The organism is Sphingomonas sp. S6 (assembly GCF_043498045.1).
In the GTDB taxonomy this organism is placed as follows: domain Bacteria; phylum Pseudomonadota; class Alphaproteobacteria; order Sphingomonadales; family Sphingomonadaceae; genus Sphingomonas.
Genome location: NZ_JBIEOE010000005.1, coordinates 145,719 through 165,010 on the forward strand (window position 1 = coordinate 145,719; position 19,292 = coordinate 165,010).

At 66.7% G+C, this 19,292-nt stretch carries 19 protein-coding genes and 1 tRNA gene; 14 read left to right on the top strand and 6 right to left on the bottom strand.

The window, feature by feature from the left end; translation table 11 throughout:
• The first annotated feature begins 6 nt into the window (after positions 1 to 6).
• The 3 genes from ACGVWT_RS10555 to ACGVWT_RS10565 all read left to right on the top strand — a co-directional run bounded on the left by ACGVWT_RS10555 (position 7) and on the right by ACGVWT_RS10565 (position 1,683).
• Positions 7 to 273, top strand: a complete 267-nt coding sequence (locus ACGVWT_RS10555; protein ID WP_315462407.1) for an accessory factor UbiK family protein — start codon at positions 7 to 9, stop codon at positions 271 to 273.
• Between the two features lie 110 nt (positions 274 to 383).
• Positions 384 to 887, top strand: coding sequence for a YbjN domain-containing protein (locus tag ACGVWT_RS10560; RefSeq protein WP_017977954.1), 504 nt, complete (start codon positions 384 to 386; stop codon positions 885 to 887).
• A gap of 4 nt (positions 888 to 891) precedes the next feature.
• The gene (locus ACGVWT_RS10565; protein ID WP_315462406.1) at positions 892 to 1,683 is read left to right on the top strand and encodes a pyrroline-5-carboxylate reductase; all 792 of its coding nucleotides are present in this window, start codon (positions 892 to 894) and stop codon (positions 1,681 to 1,683) included.
• A gap of 37 nt (positions 1,684 to 1,720) precedes the next feature.
• Here ACGVWT_RS10565 and ACGVWT_RS10570 read toward each other — a convergent pair whose 3' ends face one another.
• The gene (locus tag ACGVWT_RS10570) at positions 1,721 to 2,209 is read right to left on the bottom strand and encodes a helix-turn-helix domain-containing protein (protein WP_315462405.1); all 489 of its coding nucleotides are present in this window, start codon (positions 2,207 to 2,209) and stop codon (positions 1,721 to 1,723) included.
• A gap of 61 nt (positions 2,210 to 2,270) precedes the next feature.
• Between ACGVWT_RS10570 and ACGVWT_RS10575 the strand changes: the two genes are divergently transcribed.
• The 8 genes from ACGVWT_RS10575 to ACGVWT_RS10610 all read left to right on the top strand — a co-directional run bounded on the left by ACGVWT_RS10575 (position 2,271) and on the right by ACGVWT_RS10610 (position 8,901).
• Positions 2,271 to 3,377: a branched-chain amino acid aminotransferase gene (locus tag ACGVWT_RS10575; RefSeq protein ID WP_315462404.1), complete on the top strand. Its 1,107-nt coding sequence runs from the start codon at positions 2,271 to 2,273 to the stop codon at positions 3,375 to 3,377.
• Positions 3,378 to 3,472: 95 nt separating this feature from the next.
• A tRNA-Gln gene (locus ACGVWT_RS10580) sits at positions 3,473 to 3,547 on the top strand.
• A gap of 197 nt (positions 3,548 to 3,744) precedes the next feature.
• On the top strand, positions 3,745 to 4,620 hold the full coding sequence (locus ACGVWT_RS10585) for a hypothetical protein (protein ID WP_315462403.1): 876 nt from the start codon (positions 3,745 to 3,747) through the stop codon (positions 4,618 to 4,620).
• A gap of 105 nt (positions 4,621 to 4,725) precedes the next feature.
• The gene (locus ACGVWT_RS10590; protein WP_315462402.1) at positions 4,726 to 5,490 is read left to right on the top strand and encodes a hypothetical protein; all 765 of its coding nucleotides are present in this window, start codon (positions 4,726 to 4,728) and stop codon (positions 5,488 to 5,490) included.
• Entirely contained in the window at positions 5,487 to 5,648 is a 162-nt protein-coding gene (locus ACGVWT_RS10595) for a hypothetical protein (protein WP_315462401.1), read from the top strand. Before ACGVWT_RS10590 ends, ACGVWT_RS10595 begins: the two co-directional genes overlap by 4 nt.
• Positions 5,649 to 5,847: 199 nt before the next feature.
• A complete protein-coding gene (locus tag ACGVWT_RS10600; protein WP_315462400.1) occupies positions 5,848 to 6,225 on the top strand; it encodes a hypothetical protein in 378 nt (125 codons plus the stop codon).
• Positions 6,222 to 8,330 (top strand): relaxase/mobilization nuclease domain-containing protein, encoded by a 2,109-nt coding sequence (locus ACGVWT_RS10605; protein ID WP_315462399.1) that lies wholly within the window; start codon positions 6,222 to 6,224, stop codon positions 8,328 to 8,330. The genes ACGVWT_RS10600 and ACGVWT_RS10605 overlap by 4 nt, the downstream gene beginning before the upstream one ends.
• Positions 8,263 to 8,901 carry a hypothetical protein gene (locus tag ACGVWT_RS10610; RefSeq protein ID WP_315462398.1) on the top strand — a complete coding sequence of 213 codons (639 nt, stop codon included), beginning with the start codon at positions 8,263 to 8,265 and terminating at the stop codon, positions 8,899 to 8,901. Before ACGVWT_RS10605 ends, ACGVWT_RS10610 begins: the two co-directional genes overlap by 68 nt.
• Before the next feature lie 40 nt (positions 8,902 to 8,941).
• Here the strand turns inward: ACGVWT_RS10610 and rtcR are convergent, their stop codons facing one another.
• Positions 8,942 to 10,534 (bottom strand): RNA repair transcriptional activator RtcR, encoded by a 1,593-nt coding sequence (rtcR, locus tag ACGVWT_RS10615; RefSeq protein WP_315462397.1) that lies wholly within the window; start codon positions 10,532 to 10,534, stop codon positions 8,942 to 8,944.
• 257 nt (positions 10,535 to 10,791) lie between these two features.
• Between rtcR and ACGVWT_RS10620 the strand changes: the two genes are divergently transcribed.
• The 3 genes from ACGVWT_RS10620 (at position 10,792) to ACGVWT_RS10630 (ending at position 15,345) form a co-directional block, all read left to right on the top strand.
• Positions 10,792 to 12,018 (top strand): RtcB family protein, encoded by a 1,227-nt coding sequence (locus tag ACGVWT_RS10620; protein ID WP_315462396.1) that lies wholly within the window; start codon positions 10,792 to 10,794, stop codon positions 12,016 to 12,018.
• A 96-nt stretch (positions 12,019 to 12,114) separates the two neighbouring features.
• Positions 12,115 to 13,128 carry an RNA 3'-terminal phosphate cyclase gene (gene rtcA / locus ACGVWT_RS10625; RefSeq protein ID WP_315462395.1) on the top strand — a complete coding sequence of 338 codons (1,014 nt, stop codon included), beginning with the start codon at positions 12,115 to 12,117 and terminating at the stop codon, positions 13,126 to 13,128.
• 255 nt (positions 13,129 to 13,383) lie between these two features.
• Positions 13,384 to 15,345, top strand: a complete 1,962-nt coding sequence (locus tag ACGVWT_RS10630) for an ATP-binding protein (RefSeq protein ID WP_315462394.1) — start codon at positions 13,384 to 13,386, stop codon at positions 15,343 to 15,345.
• A 395-nt stretch (positions 15,346 to 15,740) separates the two neighbouring features.
• On the opposite strand, the gene ACGVWT_RS10635 is transcribed toward ACGVWT_RS10630, so the two are convergent.
• The 4 genes from ACGVWT_RS10635 to ACGVWT_RS10650 are packed head-to-tail and all read right to left on the bottom strand — an operon-like array spanning position 15,741 to position 19,292.
• Positions 15,741 to 16,820, bottom strand: a complete 1,080-nt coding sequence (locus ACGVWT_RS10635; RefSeq protein WP_315462393.1) for a CaiB/BaiF CoA-transferase family protein — start codon at positions 16,818 to 16,820, stop codon at positions 15,741 to 15,743.
• Positions 16,821 to 16,822: 2 nt separating this feature from the next.
• Positions 16,823 to 17,137 (bottom strand): 2Fe-2S iron-sulfur cluster-binding protein, encoded by a 315-nt coding sequence (locus tag ACGVWT_RS10640; protein ID WP_315462392.1) that lies wholly within the window; start codon positions 17,135 to 17,137, stop codon positions 16,823 to 16,825.
• Positions 17,134 to 18,132, bottom strand: a complete 999-nt coding sequence (locus ACGVWT_RS10645) for a nitronate monooxygenase family protein (protein WP_315462391.1) — start codon at positions 18,130 to 18,132, stop codon at positions 17,134 to 17,136. Before ACGVWT_RS10645 ends, ACGVWT_RS10640 begins: the two co-directional genes overlap by 4 nt.
• Positions 18,132 to 19,292, bottom strand: a complete 1,161-nt coding sequence (locus ACGVWT_RS10650) for an acetyl-CoA C-acetyltransferase (protein ID WP_315462390.1) — start codon at positions 19,290 to 19,292, stop codon at positions 18,132 to 18,134. The genes ACGVWT_RS10645 and ACGVWT_RS10650 overlap by 1 nt, the downstream gene beginning before the upstream one ends.

Genomic DNA, 19,292 nt, shown 5'->3' on the forward strand with positions numbered 1-19,292 from the left:
GATGATATGCAGTCCGACAACCGCCTGTTCGATGATTTCGTGAAGCTGATGAACGGCGCCGCCGGCACGCTGGCCGGTGTGGGGCGCGAGGCGGAATCCGGCGCGCGCACGCGGATGCGCGAATGGATCGGCGGCCTCGACTTCGTCAGCCGCGACGAGTTCGAGGTGGTGAAGGCGATGGCTGTCGCCGCCCGCGACGAGAATGACGCGCTCAAGGCCCGGATCAACGCGCTGGAGGCGAAGCTCGCCACCGCACCGGCGCCGGTTGCCTGATTGGGGCGCCTGACCCACTTTTCCACAGCTTTATCGACAGGCTTGTCCACGACGGGGTTGCACGGGGCTTTTTGCCTCGGCAGCCTCGTCGTGCGATAAGGGGCACGATAATGCTCGATTCCGCTGAACACGATACCGATCCCGCCGCCCCCATCGACATGCTCGAGGCCTATTATGCCGCGCATGGCTGGGAGCATGAGCGGCATGACGACGAGATCGTCGCGACGGTCAAGGGCAGCTGGACCACCTATGAATTGCGCGCGCTGTGGCGTGAGGACGACAGCGTCCTGCAATTCCTCGCCTTCCCCGACATCAAGGTGACCGACGACCGGCGCGGCGGCGTCTATGAGGCGATCGGGCTGGTCAACGAACAATTATGGATCGGCCATTTCGAGCTTTGGTCCTCCTCCGGCGTGCTGCTGTATCGGCATGCGGCGATGATCGACGGCGAGGACGAGGGCACGATGTCGCTGGGCGCGGCCGAGCTGCTGGTCGAATCGGCGATCGAGGAGTGCGAGCGCTTCTACCCGGTGTTCCAGTTCGTCCTGTGGGGCGGCAAGACGCCGCGCGAGGCGCTGGCCGCGGCGCTGATCGAGACGCAGGGCGAGGCCTGAGGCCGTGAAGCTGCTCATGATCGGCGCCGGCAATATGGGCGGCGCGATGCTGCGGCGCTGGCTGGCGGCGGGAATGGCGGCGCGCGACGTCACCGTCGTCAGCCCCAGCGGCCGTGCGATGCCCGAGGGCGTCCGCGTCGTGCCGGCGGTGCCGGCGGCGGAGGACGGGGCGTATGACGTCATCCTGCTCGGGCTGAAACCGCAGCAGCTGCGCAGCCTGTCGGGCGGTGCGATCGCGGGCCATGCGCCGCGGCTGCTCGTGTCGATCCTGGCGGGAGTGGAGGAGGCGACGCTGGCGCCGCTCTGCCGCGCCGGGGCGGTGGTGCGGGCAATGCCGAACCTGCCCGTCGCGATCGGCAAGGGCGTGGTGGCGCTTTATTCCTCCACCGCGGACGACGCCGTGCGCGACGAGGTGACCGCCTGGATGCGGCCGCTGGGCCATGTCGAATGGATCGCGGACGAGGCGCGGTTCGACGACGTGACCGCGCTGGCTGGCTGTGGGCCGGGCTTCGTGTTCCGCTTCGCCGATGCGCTGGCGCAGGCGGGGGCGGCGCTGGGGTTGCCGGCGGATCAGGCGGCGCGGCTGGCGCTCGCGACACTGGAGGGCGCGGCGGTCATGGCGGCCGACGCCGACGGCCCGCCCGCGACGCTCGCCGATCGCGTGGCGAGCCCGGGCGGATCGACGCGGCAGGGGCTAAACGTGCTCGACCGTGCCGACGGGCTGGTCGCGCTGCTGACCGATACATTGGCCGCCTCCGCGCGCCGGAACCGCGAGATGGCGGCCGAAACGCGCTGAACGGCCGCCGGGCGGCCGAACGGCGAAGGCGTGCGGGTTAGAGCCCCAGCTTTTGCACGTGGGCGCGTTCGGCCTCGGGGATCATGCCCTCCAGCACCGCCCAATAGCCCGATACCGCCTCCTGGCCGGCGGCCTGATAGGCCTGCGCCATCTTGACGCGCACCGCCTCGAACAGGTCGCTTTCAAGTTCGGCACCCTCCGTGGTCAGGCGCAGCAGCCGCTGGCGGCGGTCGCGTTCGCCAGGCCGGGCGGTGACGAGCTTGCGGTCGCTCAGCTCGTTGAGTACGCGACCCAGCGATTGCTTGGTGATCGCCAGCATCGCCAGCAGCTCGCTGACCGTCAGATCGGGCTTGCGGGCGATGAAATACAAGGCACGGTGGTGCGCGCGGCCCAATCCCTGGGCAGCAAGCCCCTGGTCGACGGAGCGGGTGAGATGGCTATGGCCAAAATACAGCAGTTCCATGCCTCGACGGAGTTCGGGTTCGCGCAGGAATTGGGCGGATGCGGAAGAAGCTGGGGCAGCCATGTTGACCGGTTTAGACACCGTCCCTACGCGTCTGCAACCCCTGATGTCTGAGAGAAATCAAATGAATGCGCCTTCGACGGCCGGGTCGGCCGCTTTTCGCTTCGATCCCAGCACCACGCCGGTGGCCGCCAACGAGCGGGCGGCGCGGCTGGTCGATCCGGGGTTCGGCCGCGTCTTTACCGACCATATGGCGGTGATCCGCTATACCGAGGGGCAGGGCTGGCACGATGCGGTGATCACTGCCCGTGCGCCCGTGACGGTCGATCCGTCGACCGCGGTTCTGCATTACGCGCAGGAGATTTTCGAAGGGCTGAAGGCCTATCGCCTTGATGACGGCGGCATGGCGCTGTTCCGTCCGGACGCGAACGCGCGCCGCTTCAACAACAGCGCGCGCCGGTTGGCGATGCCCGAACTGCCCGAGGAGCTGTTCCTCGAATCGTGCCGCCAATTGGTCCGTACCGAGCGCGACTGGTTTCCCCAGATCGACGGCGGCGCGCTGTACTTGCGGCCCTTCATGTATGCGAGCGAGGCGTTCCTGGGCGTGAAGCCCTCCGCCGAATATCTCTACATGGTCATCGCATCCTCGGTCGGCGCCTATTGGAAGGGCGGCGCGCGTGCGGTGTCGATCTGGGTCAGCCAGAATTACACGCGCGCCGCGCCGGGTGGCACGGGCGAGGCGAAGTGCGGCGGCAATTACGCCGCCAGCCTCGCCGCGCAGTCGGAGGCGATCGCGCAAGGGTGCGACCAGGTCGTGTTCCTCGACGCGGTCGAGCGCCGCTGGGTCGAGGAACTGGGCGGCATGAACGTCTTCTTCGTGTTCGACGACGGATCGATGGTCACCCCGCCGCTGACCGGCACGATCCTGCCCGGCATCACCCGCGATTCGATCATCCGTATCGCCCGCGACCAGGGCCTGACGGTGCGCGAAGAGCCCTATGGCATCGACCAGTGGCGCGCCGACGCCGCGAGCGGCCGCCTGACCGAAGCCTTCGCCTGCGGCACCGCGGCGGTCGTCACCCCGATCGGCCAGGTGGTCGAGGCAACAGGCCGCTTCACCATCGGCAGCGGCGGCACCGGCCAGCTGACGCAGCGCATGCTCGACGCGCTCTCCGCGATCCAGCGCGGCCGCGCCGCCGACCCGCACGGCTGGCTCGAACGCCTGGATTGAGGGCGCGGGGCCGGGTTTTCGTGGCTGCCACGCGAAAACCCGGCGTGTTGGGGCTTTTCACACGCCGCCCGCCGGCTATAAGGCGCGCCTCCCGGTGGGGCGTCGCCAAGCGGTAAGGCAACGGTTTTTGGTACCGTCATACGCAGGTTCGAATCCTGCCGCCCCAGCCATCTGCCTGAAATCCCAGCCAATTGGCTGCTAAGTGTTCGAAGACGCTGGCTGACTATCAGGGTCGGCGGTTGGCACCTGCACAATTGTGCATCAGATTGTGCCAATGCGCTGGCCGGGAAGGCTGCGGTTTTGGACTGTCTTCAGCATGTATATCGGCGCGGGCACATTTCCTGGGGGCGCCGAATTCCACCGCTAATTGGATAATGGCACCCTAGATGTCCGGCTGTCGCTGCGGACCACCGACCGGAAGGCCGCGCGCAACATGGGGGCGGCGCTCACGGCGGTGACGCCGAGGGTGCTGGAGATGCTCGACAGGCGGGCCAGGCAGAAGACCGATATCACCGAGCAGGAGCTCCAGGCGATCGCCAAGGCGATGTACGAGGAGCGGTTGGCCGAGGTCTGCACCCTGCAGCGATCGACGCCATACGATGTCGAGCACCACTCGGCCGCCAATCTGGCCTTCATTGATTATTTCGAGCACCTAAAGAACCAGGGGGGCCATATGTCCTTCCTGCCGGGCGACGAGCGCAAATTGGAGGCGGAGGGCTGGAGCGCGCAACGGATCGCCGATCTGCGCTCCATCATCGCGATGCGCGAGGAGCGCGGCGTTAGCCCGATCCGGCCAGACGAGATCGATCGCCATCTCGCCGCTGCTGGTTTCGCAGTCGATGACCGGCTGCGTTGGAGGCTGGAACTAGCCCTCTACCCGGCGTACCGCGACGTCTATGCCGCCGCAGAGGCGCAGCTTCGAGGTGCGGCCACGCCCGGGACGGTGCCACCTAACAGTTCGGCCACGCCTGCACCGGCGCAGCCATCGCCTTCGCCGGTCGCTAGTTCTCATTCTGCGCCGGTCGGTGTTGATCCGGCGGTGCCAGAGGACTGGCTGCATTGCACCCCCGTCGAGGCAGCGGAGCGGATGATCGCAACGACGCCCCGCCTTCTGGAGCATCGCAAAGGCGGCAAGCGCGAGAAGGACAGCGTCGGCGAACAGACGCTCCGCCAGATCCGCTGGGCCGCCGTGCTGTTGCAGAAGTCGTTGCCGCCCGGCACGCCGATGTGGCGGGTTGCCTAAGCGGACATCGTCAAGCTCGACAAATGGTTCGATCAGCTCTCCGTCAACTATGGCAAGGCGGCTAGCGACCACGACCTCGGGCAGAGCCTGGAACAGGCGGCGGCCGTGTCCGCCGATCGGGTCGAGAATGGCGACGTGCCGATGGATCAGATCGGCTTGTCCACCGGCACCGCCAACAAGCATTTCAACAAGTTGGGCCAGATCCACAGCTTCACCCGCAAGGCGGTGCCCATCGCAGAGCCGATCGACTTCGGCGAGTTCACGGCCCCGATTGACAAGGACGAACGCGAGGCGCGGCTTCGCTATACGCGGGAGCAAGGCGAAGCGATCTTCCGCCTGCCGCCCTGGACGGGCTGCGTCGGCACCGAGGAGCGACTGAAGCCCGGTCCCAAGGTCATCCACGATGGCCTGTTCTATCTGCTCCTGCTCGTCTGGTACACCGGTGCGCGGCGCGAGGAACTGGCCAAGCTGATGCTCGACGATGTCGAGGAGCGGCACGGCATCGAGTATCTGCTGATCCGCCCCACCATCACCGGGCGGATCAAGAACAAGTCCGCGCGGCGCGTGATCGTCATCGCCGATGAGCTGATCCGGTTGGGCTTCCTGCGTTATGTCGAGGCGATGCGCCAAGCTGGCGAGACGCTGCTGTTTCCCGAGTTCGTGCCCGGCGGTGATACCAAGCGGAAGCTCGGCGACGTCTTCTACAAGCTGTGGTGGATCTATATCGCGCCGAGCGTGCCCGACCGGAAGCGCGGTCAGGCGATGCACTCCGCCCGCCATACCGTCTCGGACGAGTTGAAGGACCAGGAGGTCTTCATCGAGTTCCGCAACGACCTGCTCGGCCACAAGGGTACAGGTGGCGAAGCATGACGCGCTATCCCGGGCGGGCCTCGCTCGAGAAGCTCAAGGCCACGGTGGCGAAGATCCCGATCGTGACTGGACATCTGGCGGACCAGCGGACCATCTGCCTCCTGCCGCAGAAACTGCGGCAGGCGCGCCCGACGCGCGCGAAGGGGGACCGCGCATGACGTGCTCCAAGCGGCTCCGGTGGGCTGGGCAGAACAGAAGAACGAGGGTGCGCACCCAGGTGAGAAGGAGCATGCGCTCCGGCTCTCGCCTGCGCGCTGAAGAGGGAGGAAATAGGGTAGCAGGATGGGTGGTGTATGACACCACCGGCTGCGCAGCGGGGCCTGCTCCGCGCCGAAGGCTTGTCGCAGGAGAAACGGCGTGAGCCAGAATGACGCGGGCCGAGCTCCTCGGAAGGCGCGCGGCAAGCGTCCGCCGAGGAAGGATTCCGGCAACCGCATCGTCTTCCGGGTGACTGCCGAGGAGCGGCAGCGCTTGGTCAGCGAGGCCGGCGAAGTGGGAATTTCCACCTACGTTCGCGCCCGTCTGTTCGGTGGCGGCGTGCGCAATCGTGATGCCCTGCGCAAGATCGCCGCGCTGCACGTCGGGGGTCGCCGCATCCAGCAGCTGGCCGAGACGCACGATGTCGACGAGTTCGTGATCGCCACGACGCTCGGCGACGTGTGCACCGCGATCCTGGGGTTGGTCGACGAATTGGACGATGTGGTGGATGGCGATGAAAAGGCCGACACCCCGTGATCGTGAAACGCATCCCGGCGCGCCCGGCCGGGCGCAATGCGACCACCGAGCGGGCGAGGCATGCCCGCAACCTTGTCGACTATCTCCGGCAGCCCGAGAAGCAGAGCGAGGAGAAGGATTATCAGGTCGCCTATATGCTGCGCGAGAAGCTCGGCGGCACGAAAGGCGAGCGCCTGTTCCATATCGGTGGTCGCAACTTCGTCAGCACCGCCATCGAGGGGCAACGCGCCGAGATGATCGCCGTCGCGCAGGCGGCGACCCGCAGCCCCAATCCGATCGACCACTGGCTGCTGAGTTGGCGTGAGGGCGAGTTGCCGACACCCGCCGAGATCGACGAAGCGGTCGGCATGTTCCTCGGGCATCTCGGCGTCAGCGACCAGCCGTGCATCTATGCTTGCCATGGCGACACCGACAATCGTCACGTCCATATCGCGCTCAACCGCTATGATCCGCTTGCCCGGCGGATGATCGAGATCAACGACGGCTTCACGCTCGAGGCAGCGCATCAGGCGGTTGCCCTGATCGTCGATCGGTTTGGCTGGCAGGCCGAAGCCGATGCTCGCTATCAGGTGTTCGATGGTCGGGTGGTGATGAGTGCCGGGGCAGCGACGCGCGTCGATGCGGATCGGAAACCGATCTCCCTGAAGGCCGCGGCGTTCGAAACCCGGACGGGCTATCGTTCCGCGCAACGCATCGCCCAGGAGGAAGCCGTGCCCCTGATCCGGGCAGCGCGATCGTGGGGCACGTTGCATCGCTCGCTCGCCGAGGTTGGTATCAGCTATGACGCCATCGGGACGAACGGCGTCATCCTGTCGGTTGGAAACGAGAAGGTACGAGCATCGGCCGTTGATCGGTCGATCACCCGCGTGCGCTTGGAAAAGCGCCTTGGGGACTTCGTCCCGCGGGCGGCAGCTGTGGAAATGGTGGCCCGTGACGCGAAGGGGGATCGGCTAGAGAAGGCCTTCCGGGCTGATGAATATCGCGGCGAGCTCGAGCGGTGGAAGAGGTGGCAGAAAGCCAAGCGCGACGCCGCATCGTCAGAGCATGCCACCGATCGTGCACGCGCGGCTGCCCTCGCCAGGCAAAAGGTGCCCAAACGGCCCGCTCCAAATCTGGAAAGCTGGTATTATGAGCAAGGGGAAGGTGCCTTTGCCGAAGCGTGGCGTCATCGCCATAACGCAAGGGCGTTCCCCAGTTTCGGAGTGGGGAGCGGCAAGCGCTCGGCCGACCTGCCGTCGATCGATGGATTTCATGCCTATCCCTGCTCGGACGGCGTCCGCTACGCCCGGAAAGCCGATGGTCCCACAGCCTTCCTCGACAGGGGTGAGGCAATCGACGTGATCACACGGGACGAGGCGGCCATGCTGGCAGCGCTTCGTCTTGCCGTTCGAAAATCGGCTCGCCGGGTGATTGTGGCGGGCGATCCCGAATTTCGCGAACGGACCTTCGCCATGGCCGTCAAATATGGCCTCGCCGATGCGCTGGCGGACGCTGACCTAGCGCAGCGGTGGCGCGCGCTTCAGCCGTCGCTCCCGCAACCGGATAAGGCTCTCGCTGAGCGCCTTTCTCCGCCGCCCGCTGCTGCCGTTGGGCCGTCGCTTTCGCCCCTCCCGCCGGCGCGACCGGCCCAAGGTGCGAATGACGATATGCCTGCAAGCCCGGGCCAGACTGTTCCGGCCGCCTCACCATCGGCGAACGTGATCAAACGACCGATCCCCGTCGCGAAACGAACGGCGATGCCCGAGCGCGTGCCGCAAGCAAACGTGCTTCCACCGGCATCAACCAAGCCTAAGTCAGCGGTGGCAGTCGTGGACCAAAGTAAGCGCGGCGAAAGGCGTAATGCGAACCCGCCCCGCCTGAGCAAAGGGCCGAGCGATATAGATTTTCCCCCCGGTTTCTCGCCTCATGGGCGAGGGGCCGGGCGCCAGGCGAGCGCCGGAACCAGGAGAAAAGCAGGAGTGTGCCTTGGCGGCTGTACCGTCAGGGTGAAAAGAAGGCGACGCGTGTGCAGCCCACGCCGCCGGAGTGACAAAGACAATGAAGACCAAGAATGCGGCTGTCGTACCGTGGCACAGCCCGGCCGAGGTCATGGACATGATCTATGACGTGCGCGAACCCGGCTGTGAGGCCGTCGGCTATGCGCTGCTGCGCCCGCGATCCCGGCAGAGCGTCAACCACGTCATGGCAGTGTTCGGCAGCAAGCTGGCGCCGTTCAAACCGGAAGCCGATGCGCCGCGGACATCGTGCGGCTTGCCCGTCACGGCTCGCGACCATCGACTGATCCTGGCGCAGGGGGCGCCCGATACCCCGCTGTGGCGGCTGTTGGAGGATTATGATTCGAACGTTCGGCCGCATCAGCGGCTGCTCGCCGCGATCCTGACCATCAAAGGCGAGTATAACATGCCTTCGCATGACCTGCTCGACATGGCGTCGGCCTATGCGGCTGTTCATCTGGCGGGCGGTCGTCCCCTGTCGACGATGGCAGTGCTGCACGTGCCCGGTGACGGACTGAGCACCGCCCGGCAGCATGTCCACCTCTGCGTGTTGGCGCGGCAGCACCTGCCGAGCGGATGGGCCGGTGAGCACCCCGATCTCGTCGACACGGCCCATCAACTCTGGGCGGACGAGATCAGCGCCTTCCGCACGGGATGGACCAGGATCACGGCGGCGGCCTGAGCGGCACGGGGCGGCATAGGCCGCCCCGTATGCCCCAGGTTCAGCGATCGCCCATCACGTTCGCCCAACTCAGATCGAAGCGCGCCAGATATTTGCGCAGGCGATCCGCGTCGTTGGTCGAGGTGCGCTGACGGCGGGATGCGGCGAACAGGGTGCGGCCGGCTTCGGACAGCGAGCGGCTCTCGCGACAGGTCTCCACCACATGGGCCAACTGGACCCGATCGAACGGGTCCAGCGCGTCCAACTGCTCGGGTGACAGCAGATCGGCGAGTGCATCGGGCGCGTCCGCCCCGCCCGTCCAAAGGCGCTTGAGCCGCGCGATCTCGGCGGTGACGCAGTCGACGTTGATCCGTCCCGACGGACTGAAGGTCGCCATGCGGGTGACGCTGGCGGCAAGGTCGCGGAAGTTGCCCGGCCAGCGCGCCTCGGCACTGGTCGCGAAGCCGAGATAACGGTCGCGGGCTTCCTTGTTGAAGGTGATGCGGTCGCCCTCGCGCTCGGCATGGCGGTCGAGTTCATAGTCGAGGTTGGGCGCAATATCCTCGCGGCGCTCGGCAAGGCCGGGCAGCGCGAAGGTCCAGAGGTTCAGCCGCGCATACAGATCGTCGCGGAACGTCCCCGCCGCCACGCAGGCGGCAAGATCGCGATTGGTACCGGCAATCAGTTGGAAGTCGCTGTCGACTTCGCGGTCGGCGCCCACCGGCAGGAACCGTTTGTCCTCGATCGCACGCAGGATCATCGCCTGTTCGTCGAGGCCGAGTTCGCCGATCTCGTCGAGGAATAGCACGCCGGTGTCGGCGGTGCGCAGCAGCCCGGCGCGGTCCGCGGCGGCGCCGGTGAAGGCGCCCTTGCGATGGCCGAACAGGGCCGACATCGCGCTGTCACCCTTCAGCGTCGCGCAGTTCACCTCGACCAGCGGCCCCTTCACCTGCCGCTTGACCCGCTTCAGTTCGTAGATGCGCCGGGCGAGCTGGCTCTTGCCCGCGCCGGTGGGCCCCATCAGCAGCAAGGGCGCGCGGCTGCGGACCGCGACCTGCTCGATCTCGTCGATCATCGCATTGAAGGCCGCGTTGCGCGTGTCGATGCCGGATTTCAGGAAGCTGGTGCTCTCGGCGCTGTCGGCGGCGAAGCGTGTGGCGATGCTGTCGTAGCGCGACAGGTCGAGGTCGATGATGTTCCACGTCCCCGCCGCGCCGCCAGACCCACGGGCAGGCTGTGTCTGAAGCAGGCGACCCGGCAGATAATGCGCCTCGGTCAGCAGGAAGAGGCAGATCTGTGCGACGTGCGTACCGGTCGTGATGTGGACGAGATAGTCTTCCGCATCCGGATCGAACGGATAGGCTCGCGCGAAGTCGAGCAGCTTTCCATAGACCTCCTCGAAGTCCCATGGGTCGGCGAAGTCCATCACCTGCATCTCGACCCGCGTTTCCGGCGACACGGAGGCGATGTCGAGCGCCACGAACGCGGCAAGGCGCGCATGCTGGGTCCCGTGGATCAGAACGAGCCGGTCGACCCGCAGGTCCTCGTGCATCGTGAGGCCGACCGTCGGCCGCCATCGGCTCCACCGCCCGGCGTCGAACTTAGCGGCATCGAGCGTCGAGCCAAGAAAACCGATAGCGACAGTGGGCTTCATGGCGATATGATAGGATAAACTACGATCCATGTCGATCGTAACCGCTTGAGGTGTAGGTTGACCCGCTCATGATCGAAGTGCGGGGAAAATTCCCAATTACGAAGTAGATAGGCAAGATTTTCGACTGTTGCGCGGCATTTGGCACGCTCCTCGCAAAGCCTTGCTCGTCGGATCACATGGCATTGAATGGTTCGACACGCGGCAGAGGCGGCCGGAATAGGCCGGCCGCCTCAAAGGTAAGTCCGAGGAGTTAGACGATGACCGCCACCGCTTACGAATACACCGACGTCCCCGGCGGGGTGCCGATCAAGGCGTGGACGCGTGGCGTGCCGGTCGAGGACGGCGCGCGGGCGCAATTGGCGCGGGCGGCGCAGATGCCGTTCATCTTCAAGCATGTCGCCGCCATGCCCGACGTCCATATCGGCATCGGCGCGACCGTGGGGTCGGTGATCCCGACCAAGGGCGCGGTCATTCCGGCGGCGGTCGGGGTCGATATCGGCTGCGGCATGATGGCGGCGCGCACCTCGCTAATGGCGAGCGACCTTCCCGATCATCTCGAGGGTGTCCGCTCGGCGATCGAGCAGGCGGTGCCGCACGGTCGCAGCGTCGGCCGGGGCAAGCGCGACAATGGCAGTTGGGGCAGCCCGCCGCCTGCGATCGTCTCGGCCTGGGCGACGCTCGTCCAGCGGTTCGACCGGATTTGCGAGAAGCACCCGCGGCTAAAGAACACGAACAACCTCGTGCATCTGGGGACGCTGGGCACCGGCAACCACTTTATCGAGCTGTGCCTCGACGAAGAGGCGCGGGTGTGGGTGATGCTGCACTCGGGGTCGCGTGGCGTCGGCAATGCGATTGGCAGTTTCTTCATCGAGCTGGCCAAGCAGGACATGCGCAAATGGCACCTGAACCTGCCCGATGAGGACCTCGCCTATTTCCCGGAGGGGACCGACCATTTCGACGATTATGTCGAGGCGGTCGGTTGGGCGCAGGATTATGCGGCGCTCAACCGGCGGATGATGATGACCAACGTCATCGCCGCGATGCGCAAGGTCATCGCCAAGCCGTTCGAGGCGGAGTTGGAGGCGGTCAACTGCCACCACAATTACGTCACGCGCGAAAACCACTTCGGCGAGAACGTGCTGGTGACCCGCAAAGGCGCGGTGCGCGCGGCCAAGGGCGTGATGGGGATCATCCCCGGATCGATGGGCGCCAAGTCGTTCATCGTCCGTGGGCTCGGTAACCCGGACTCGTTCGATAGCTGCAGCCATGGCGCGGGCCGGGTGATGAGCCGGACGGCGGCCAAGAAGCTGGTGACGCTCGACGAGCATATCGCCGACACCGCCGGCGTCGAATGCCGCAAGGACGAGGGCGTGATCGACGAGACGCCCAAGGCCTATAAGCCGATCGAAGCTGTGATGGCCGCCCAGGCCGATCTGGTTGAGATCGTCCACACGTTGAAACAGGTGGTGTGCGTCAAAGGGTGAAGCGGGAGATAGCGACAGGCCGGGGGCCTGTTGCCCCGCTTCACCGGCCGCCAAGGCGGCCGTGGACGACGCACACCATTGGTCAGAGTGAATATCATGATCGAGATTGATGGCAGCGAGGGCGAAGGCGGCGGACAGGTCGTACGCAATGCGTGCGCGCTGTCGCTTGTTACCGGGGAGCCGGTCCGTATCACCAACGTCCGCGCCAAGCGATCGAAGCCGGGACTGATGCGTCAGCATGTCACCGCGATCGAGGCGGCGTGCGCGATCGGCAGCGCGACGTGCGAGGGGCTGGTCGTCGGATCGTCCGACCTGACCTTTCGTCCCGGCCGGGTGACGGCCGGCGACTATCGTTTTTCGGTCGGAACGGCGGGATCGACGGGTCTGGTGTTGCAGACGGTGCTGATGCCGCTGCTGCTCGCCGACGGTCCGTCGCGGCTGGTGCTGGAGGGTGGGACCCACAACATGTTGGCCCCGCCGTTCGAGTTCATCCAGCGCAGCTTCTTGCCGATCGTCCTGCGGATGGGCGGGCAGGTGGAAGCGCGGCTGGTCCGGCATGGCTTCTACCCGCGTGGCGGCGGGCGGATCGAGGTGGACATCGCCCCAGGCCCGCTTAGGCCGATCGAATGCCTGACGCGCGGCGAGGCGGTCGGCGTCTCGGCTTGCGCCTTGTTCGCCGGATTGCCCATGTCGATCGCCGAACGCGAGATCGCCATAGTCCGCAAGGCGTTCGACTGGTCAGAGCGCGAATGCTTCATGCGCGAACTGCCGGTCGAACAGGGGCCGGGCAACATCCTGTTGCTGGAAGCACAGTTCGAGCATGTCACCGAGATTGTGAGCGGCTTCGCGCAACTGGGCGTGACGGCGGAGCGGGTCGCGAAGACGGCGGTGGGGCGGATGCGCGGCTATATAGGGTGCGAGGCCTTTGCCGGGCCGTATCTCGCCGACCAGTTGCTGTTGCCGATGGCTCTAGCAGGCGGCGGCGTGTTCACCACGGTGAAGCCGAGCGAGCATGCCCGCACAGCGGCGACGGTGATCGAGCGCTTCACCGGGCGACGCACCCGGTTCGAGCAGCAGGCGCGAGGGGCGAATGCCGTGACGATCGGCTGACGGATTGCGAGCGTAACGACTTTCTGCTATCAACCCTGTCAGCCCGCACCAACTGGCGGGCCGTACGGAGACATGCTGTGTTCGACCTTGCCGCCCATTGCGGTGCACGGGTCGGCGGTCTCCGGCCTTTCGCGTAAACGTCCCACGACGTTGGCGGCGGGCCGGCATCCGCCCCTGCCGCACCTCACCTATTCGACAGGAAACACGTCGACGCGCGCGCTTGCGCCGTCGGCCTGAGAGACGCGTGGATACGACATGGACGAACTGGATATCGTCCGGGGCCTGATGCTCCGGACGGCGGGCGCGTTGCCCGCCACGGCACCGCTCGCCAAGGCGCTGCTGGAATGGGCGGAGCCGCATCGGCCCTGGCTGCTGCCCGACATAGAAGGCGAATGGAACTGGGAAGGCTTACTCGCCGGTCTGTCTGCTCCGCGTGGGGAACCGGTGCGGGCGGAGGCGCTCGAACTCGCGGGTACGCTGGCGCGGTTGCTGGGATTGTCGCCGATCGATGCGGCGCTGCTGCGCCTGATGGTCGCGTGCGACCGACTGCCGCGCGTTGGTGCCTTGGCGCGATTGCTCAGCCGTCACGGGCATGACCTGCCGCAACTCCTCGGCGAGATGGCCGGGGCGGGTGCGGAGGACGCGGACCGCGCGGCGCGGCGGGGTGCGGTCACGCGGCTGGGCCTGGCCTGCTTCACAGCAACCCGTGAGGGTGAGGCGGATGTCGAGATCCGCTGGACCTTGCAACGTCTGCTCGACCGGGCTCCAGCGAGCGAGGAGGCGATGCTCGACACGCTGGTCGGTCGGCGGCAAGCGGCCACGCTGGGGCTCGACGCCTTTGCGCATGTCGAACCGATCGACTTTCTTATCCGCCTGCTGCGCGGTGCGCTGGGCGAGTCGGCGGCGGGGGTCAACATCCTGATCTACGGCCCGCCTGGCACCGGCAAGACCGAGCTCGCGCGTACGTTGGCGGCAGCAGCAGGCGCGGTGTTGCACGGTGTGGGTGAGGCGGACGAGGACGGCGAGGAACCCCGCCGTTGGGAACGCGTCGCGGCGCTGGCCTTGGCACAACGTCTGCTCGGCGGGCGGGGACCAGCGGTGCTGCTGTTCGACGAGATGGAGGACCTGATCGGCGATGCCAGTCCGTCCGCGGGCGGCGACTGGTTCAGTCGGCGCGAGGGCAGCAAGGTCTTCGTCAACCGGCTGCTGGAGGCCAACCCGGTGCCGGTGATCTGGACGACCAACGCGATCGGCAATGTCGATGCGGCGATCCTGCGGCGGATGAGCTTTGTGCTGCGGCTCGACCTGCCGTCGCGCGCGGCAGCGGCGGCGATGCTCGACCGGGTGGCGCGAGAGGAGAATGTAACGCCCGGTCCTGCCTTCGCCACGTTGCTCGACGCCGCACCAGAGGCAGCGACGGTTCTGCGGATGGCGGCGCGTGCGGGTAAACTGGCCGGTGAAGAAGATGGCGGCATCGTCGCGGCCGAAGCGCTGGTCCGGGCACTGCGGGGTGGCACGCTGCCACCGCCCGGCCCGGCGGCGTTCGACCTCGACCTGTTTGAAACCGATCGGCCGGTCGATCGCCTATTCGCGGCCATGGCAGATGGTGGCGGGGCAGGCGACGTGTCGCTGCTACTGACGGGTCCGCCGGGCACCGGCAAGACCGCCTTCGCGCATCATCTGGCACGGGCGCTCGACCGGCCGCTGCTGGTCAAGCGCGCATCCGACCTGCTGTCCAAATGGGTCGGTGAGACGGAGGCGCAGATCGCCGATGCCTTCGCCGAGGCGCGGCGGCGTGAGGCGGTGCTGTTGTTCGACGAGGCGGACTCGCTGCTGTTCGACCGCAGTACGGCGCGAACGAGTTGGGAAGTGGGACAGGTCAATGAACTGCTGACGTGGCTCGACCTGCATCCGTTGCCGGTCGTCGCGGCGACGAACCATGAGGCGGGGCTGGACCCGGCGACATTGCGGCGGTTCGTCTTCAAACTTCGGCTGAAACCGCTCGGTGCCGAACGGGCTGCCGCGGCCTTCCAGCGTTTTTTCGGAGAGCCCGCCCCGGCCTGTCTGCGCGCCGTGGAAGGACTGACACCCGGCGACTTCGCTGTGGTGGCGCGGCAGTTGCGGTTTTGGCCCGCCGCCGATGCGGCGGATCTCGTAACGCGATTGAGGGCCGAGGTGGCAGCGCGGCCCAGCATGTCTGTCCGGCTGGGCTTTTGACCGGTCGACGCGTGGCCGCCGCCAGCGGCCACGTGTAGGTCCGCGCGGTGCCTTCTCACGCGACGGGTGCGTGGTCCTCCTAATTAAAGCGCTTTGGATGATCCGACGTGAAATTACATGCAAAAACATGGTGTGTGTTGGCGTCAGGGTTCAGCCGTTTAGGCGATGGGACGCTTGCCTGAAGACTGGCCCATGCGGCATACTGTTCTGTGGTGAAACGGTTCGAGCTGCTCTGGGACAAGGGCTGACCTTTGTCGTTGTGCCTGATTAGCTCAAGCTAGAGTTCAACCTCTCCGCTTCCCGTCAGCACGCGCGGTAGGCCAACGCTCGGTCATGCGGCCGAGCGCTCAGCCTCGGACGACTGCGAGTGGGCGAGACGTCTCCTCACGCCCGCATCAGGCGACGTTCCATGGCGTGTCCAGGTGATCGGCGGTTCGCGCGTCCTGTATGGCGCCTGGTGTTCGGGAGAAGCGTGGGGCTGGCGCGGTGTGTGTGATGCCGTCGTAATCGACGAACGTGCCGCGCGCCTGGAGATGGGGGTCGTGGACCGCCTCTTGCGTGGTGAGGACGGGATAGACGCAGGCGTCGGTTCCGCGGAACAGGGCTGTCCAGTAGGCGCGAGGCTGGCTGGCGAATGCGTCTTCGAGCAGCCGTGTGGTTTCGGGCCATGCCGCCTCGCGTTGCAGGTCCGATGGGCGTTCGCAGGCAATGCCCAGCGTCGCGAGCAGCCGGGCCCAGAATTGCGGTTCGATCGCGCCGACGGCGATCTGACGGCCATCGGCGCAGACGTAGGTGCGGTAATAGGGGGCGGCGCCGGCGAGGGGGTTTCGGTCGCGGTGCAGCGAGATGCGTCCGGATGGCGTCAGGCCGGTGAACATGGTCATGAGGTTGCTGACGCCGTCGACGATCGCCGCGTCGACCACCTGCCCGCGGCCGGAGTGTTCGCGCTCCCACAAGGCGGCCATGATGCCGAAGGCGAGGAACATGGAGCCGCCGCCGAAGTCACCGACCAGGTTGAGCGGCGGGGGCGACCGTTCGCCGGCATGGCCCATCGCGGCGAGCGCGCCTGTCATGGCGATATAGGTGATGTCGTGGCCGGCCGTTTGGGCGAGCGGGCCATCCTGCCCCCACCCCGTCATCCGGCCGTAGACGAGCCGGTCGTTCCGCCCGCACAGGACGTCGGGCCCGAGGCCGAGGCGCTCCATGACGCCGGGGCGGAAGCCTTCGATCAGCACATCGGCCTTGTCGCAGAGGGCGAGCGCCTGCTCGCGCCCTTCGTCGCCACGGATGTCGAGCGTCATGACCGTACGGCCGCGATCCATGATCGGATTGGGCCAGCCGTTGCCGCCGGGGCGATCGATCCGCACGACGTCCGCGCCCTGATCGGAGAGCAGCATCGCGCAATGCGGGCCGGGACCGATGCTGACGAACTCCACCACGCGAAGGCCGACGAGTGGCCCGGATGCTTCGGCCATGGCTAATCCTCCGGGGCGATGCGGACGCGGAGGGCCGCGTCGGCATTCGTCAGGATCAGTTGGCACGAAAGGCGGGAGCGCGCGTGGCGATGATCGCTGCTGTCGAGCAGATCGTCCTCGTCCGGGCTGATCGGTGGCAGCGTGTCGTCGCCGTCTTCGACATAGACATGGCAGGTGGCGCAGGAGCAACATCCGCCGCACATCGCGAGAAGTTCGTCGATGCCGGCGTCGCGGATCGCCTCCATGACGCTCATGCCTGCCGTGGCTTCGACCTGGCGCATGGTGCCGTCGCGCAGGATGACGGTGATCGCGGTCATGCGGCCATCTCCTGCGGCGCGACGATGCAGTTCGTCAGGCGCGACGCGATGATCCATTCGGCGTCGCGCACGATGCGCGCGACAAGGTCGCGGCAGGTCGGAATGTCGTGGATGAGGCCCTGGATCTGGCCGGCCCAGATCAGACCCGCGTCGATGTTGCCCGTGTCGAGCGCAATCCGCCCGTTCGCGCCGGATACCAGCGGGCGGATGTCCTCGAACGTCGTTTCGGGGTGGTTCGACAGATCGACGACGCGATCGGAGACGCTGGTCTTGGCGACGCGGCCGGTGTTGTGGAAGCGGCGGAAGATCAGGTTGGTCGCGCGCTCGTCATTGGCGACGATGAACTGCTTCACGGCGTCGTGGATCGGCGCTTCGACCGTCGCGCAGAAGCGTGTGCCCATGTTGATGCCATCGGCACCGAGCGCGAGCGCGGCGGCGAGGCCACGGCCATCGCCGAAACCGCCGCTCGCCAGCATCGGTACGCGCACCCTGTCGGCGGCAGCGGGGATCAGGACGAGGCCGGGAATATCGTCCTCCCCGGGGTGGCCGGCGCATTCGAAGCCGTCGATCGAAATGGCATCGACGCCCATCCGCTCGGCCGACAACGCGTGGCGGACGGCAGTGCATTTGTGGATGACGGTGATGCCGTGGGCCTTGAAATGCTCGACATGCTCCTGCGGCCGATGGCCGGCGGTTTCGACGATGGTGACACCCATGTCGATGATCGCTTGGCGATAGTCGGCATAGGGCGGCGGGGATACCGAGGGGAGGATGGTGAGGTTCACCCCGAATGGCTTGTCGGTCATCGTCCGGCAGCGTTCGATCTCGCGGCGCAGATCGTCGGGCGTCGGCTGGGTGAGGGCGGTGAGGATGCCGAGGCCGCCGGCGTTGGACACCGCCGCGGCCAGTTCGGCGCGGCCGACCCACATCATGCCGCCCTGCACGACCGGATGTTCGACACCGAGCAGGTCGGTGATGCGTGTGCGCAGCGCCATCAGAGCGCCTCGACGATGGTGACGTTGGCGATGCCACCACCTTCGCACATGGTCTGGAGGCCATAGCGCTTGCCGCGCGCGCGCAGCGCGTGGATCAGCGTGGTCATCAGCTTCGTCCCGCTCGCGCCCAGCGGGTGGCCGAGTGCGATCGCGCCGCCGTTGACGTTCAGCCTGTCGGGATCGGCGCCGACATGCTTCGCCCAGGCGAGCGGCACCGGGGCGAACGCCTCGTTCACCTCGTACAGATCGATATCGTCGATCGAAAGGCCGGCCTTGCGCAGCGCCTTGTCGGTCGCGAACAAGGGTTCTTCCAGCATGATGACGGGATCGCCCGCGGTGACGGTCAGATCGACGATGCGGGCGATCGGCGTCAGGCCGTGCGCGTTCAGTGCGCGTTCGTTGACGACCAGCACAGCACTGGCGCCGTCGCAAATCTGGCTGGCATTCGCGGCCGTGATGACACCGCCTTCGCGTAAGGGCTTCACCGAGGCGATCGCTTCGAGCGTGGTGTCCATGCGGATGCCCTCGTCGCGCCAATGCGGTTCGTCGTCGACCATGATCGGCACGATCTCCGCGTTGAATGCGCCCGCTTCGGTGGCAGCGGCGGCGCGGCGATGGCTTTCCAGCGCGTAGCGGTCGAGCGTCTCGCGATCGAAGCCGTATTTGCGGGCGATCGCTTCCGCGCCGTCGAACTGGCTGAATTCGGCGACGCCGAAGCGCGCGGCGATGCTGTCGCTGACCGGGCCAATCCCGATGCCTTCCTTCTTGTGAAGCGACATGTTGGAAAACATCGGCACGCGGCTCATGCTTTCGGCGCCGGCCGCGATAACGATATCCTGCGTGCCCGACATGACCGCCTGCGCGGCGAACTGGATCGCCTGTTGCGACGAGCCGCACTGGCGGTCGATCGTCACCGCGGGCACGCTGTCGAGCAGTTTCGAGGCGAAGACGGCGTTGCGACCGAAGGCGAAGGACTGTTCGCCCGCCTGGGTGACGCAGCCCATGATGACATCCTCGATCGCAGCAGGATCGATGCCGGTGGAATCGATGAGGGCGTCGAGGACGCTGGCCGCGAGGTCGGCCGGATGGATGGTCGACAACCGGCCGTTGCGACGGCCTCCGGGAAGGCGGACCGCGTTGACGATATAGGCATCGGCCAT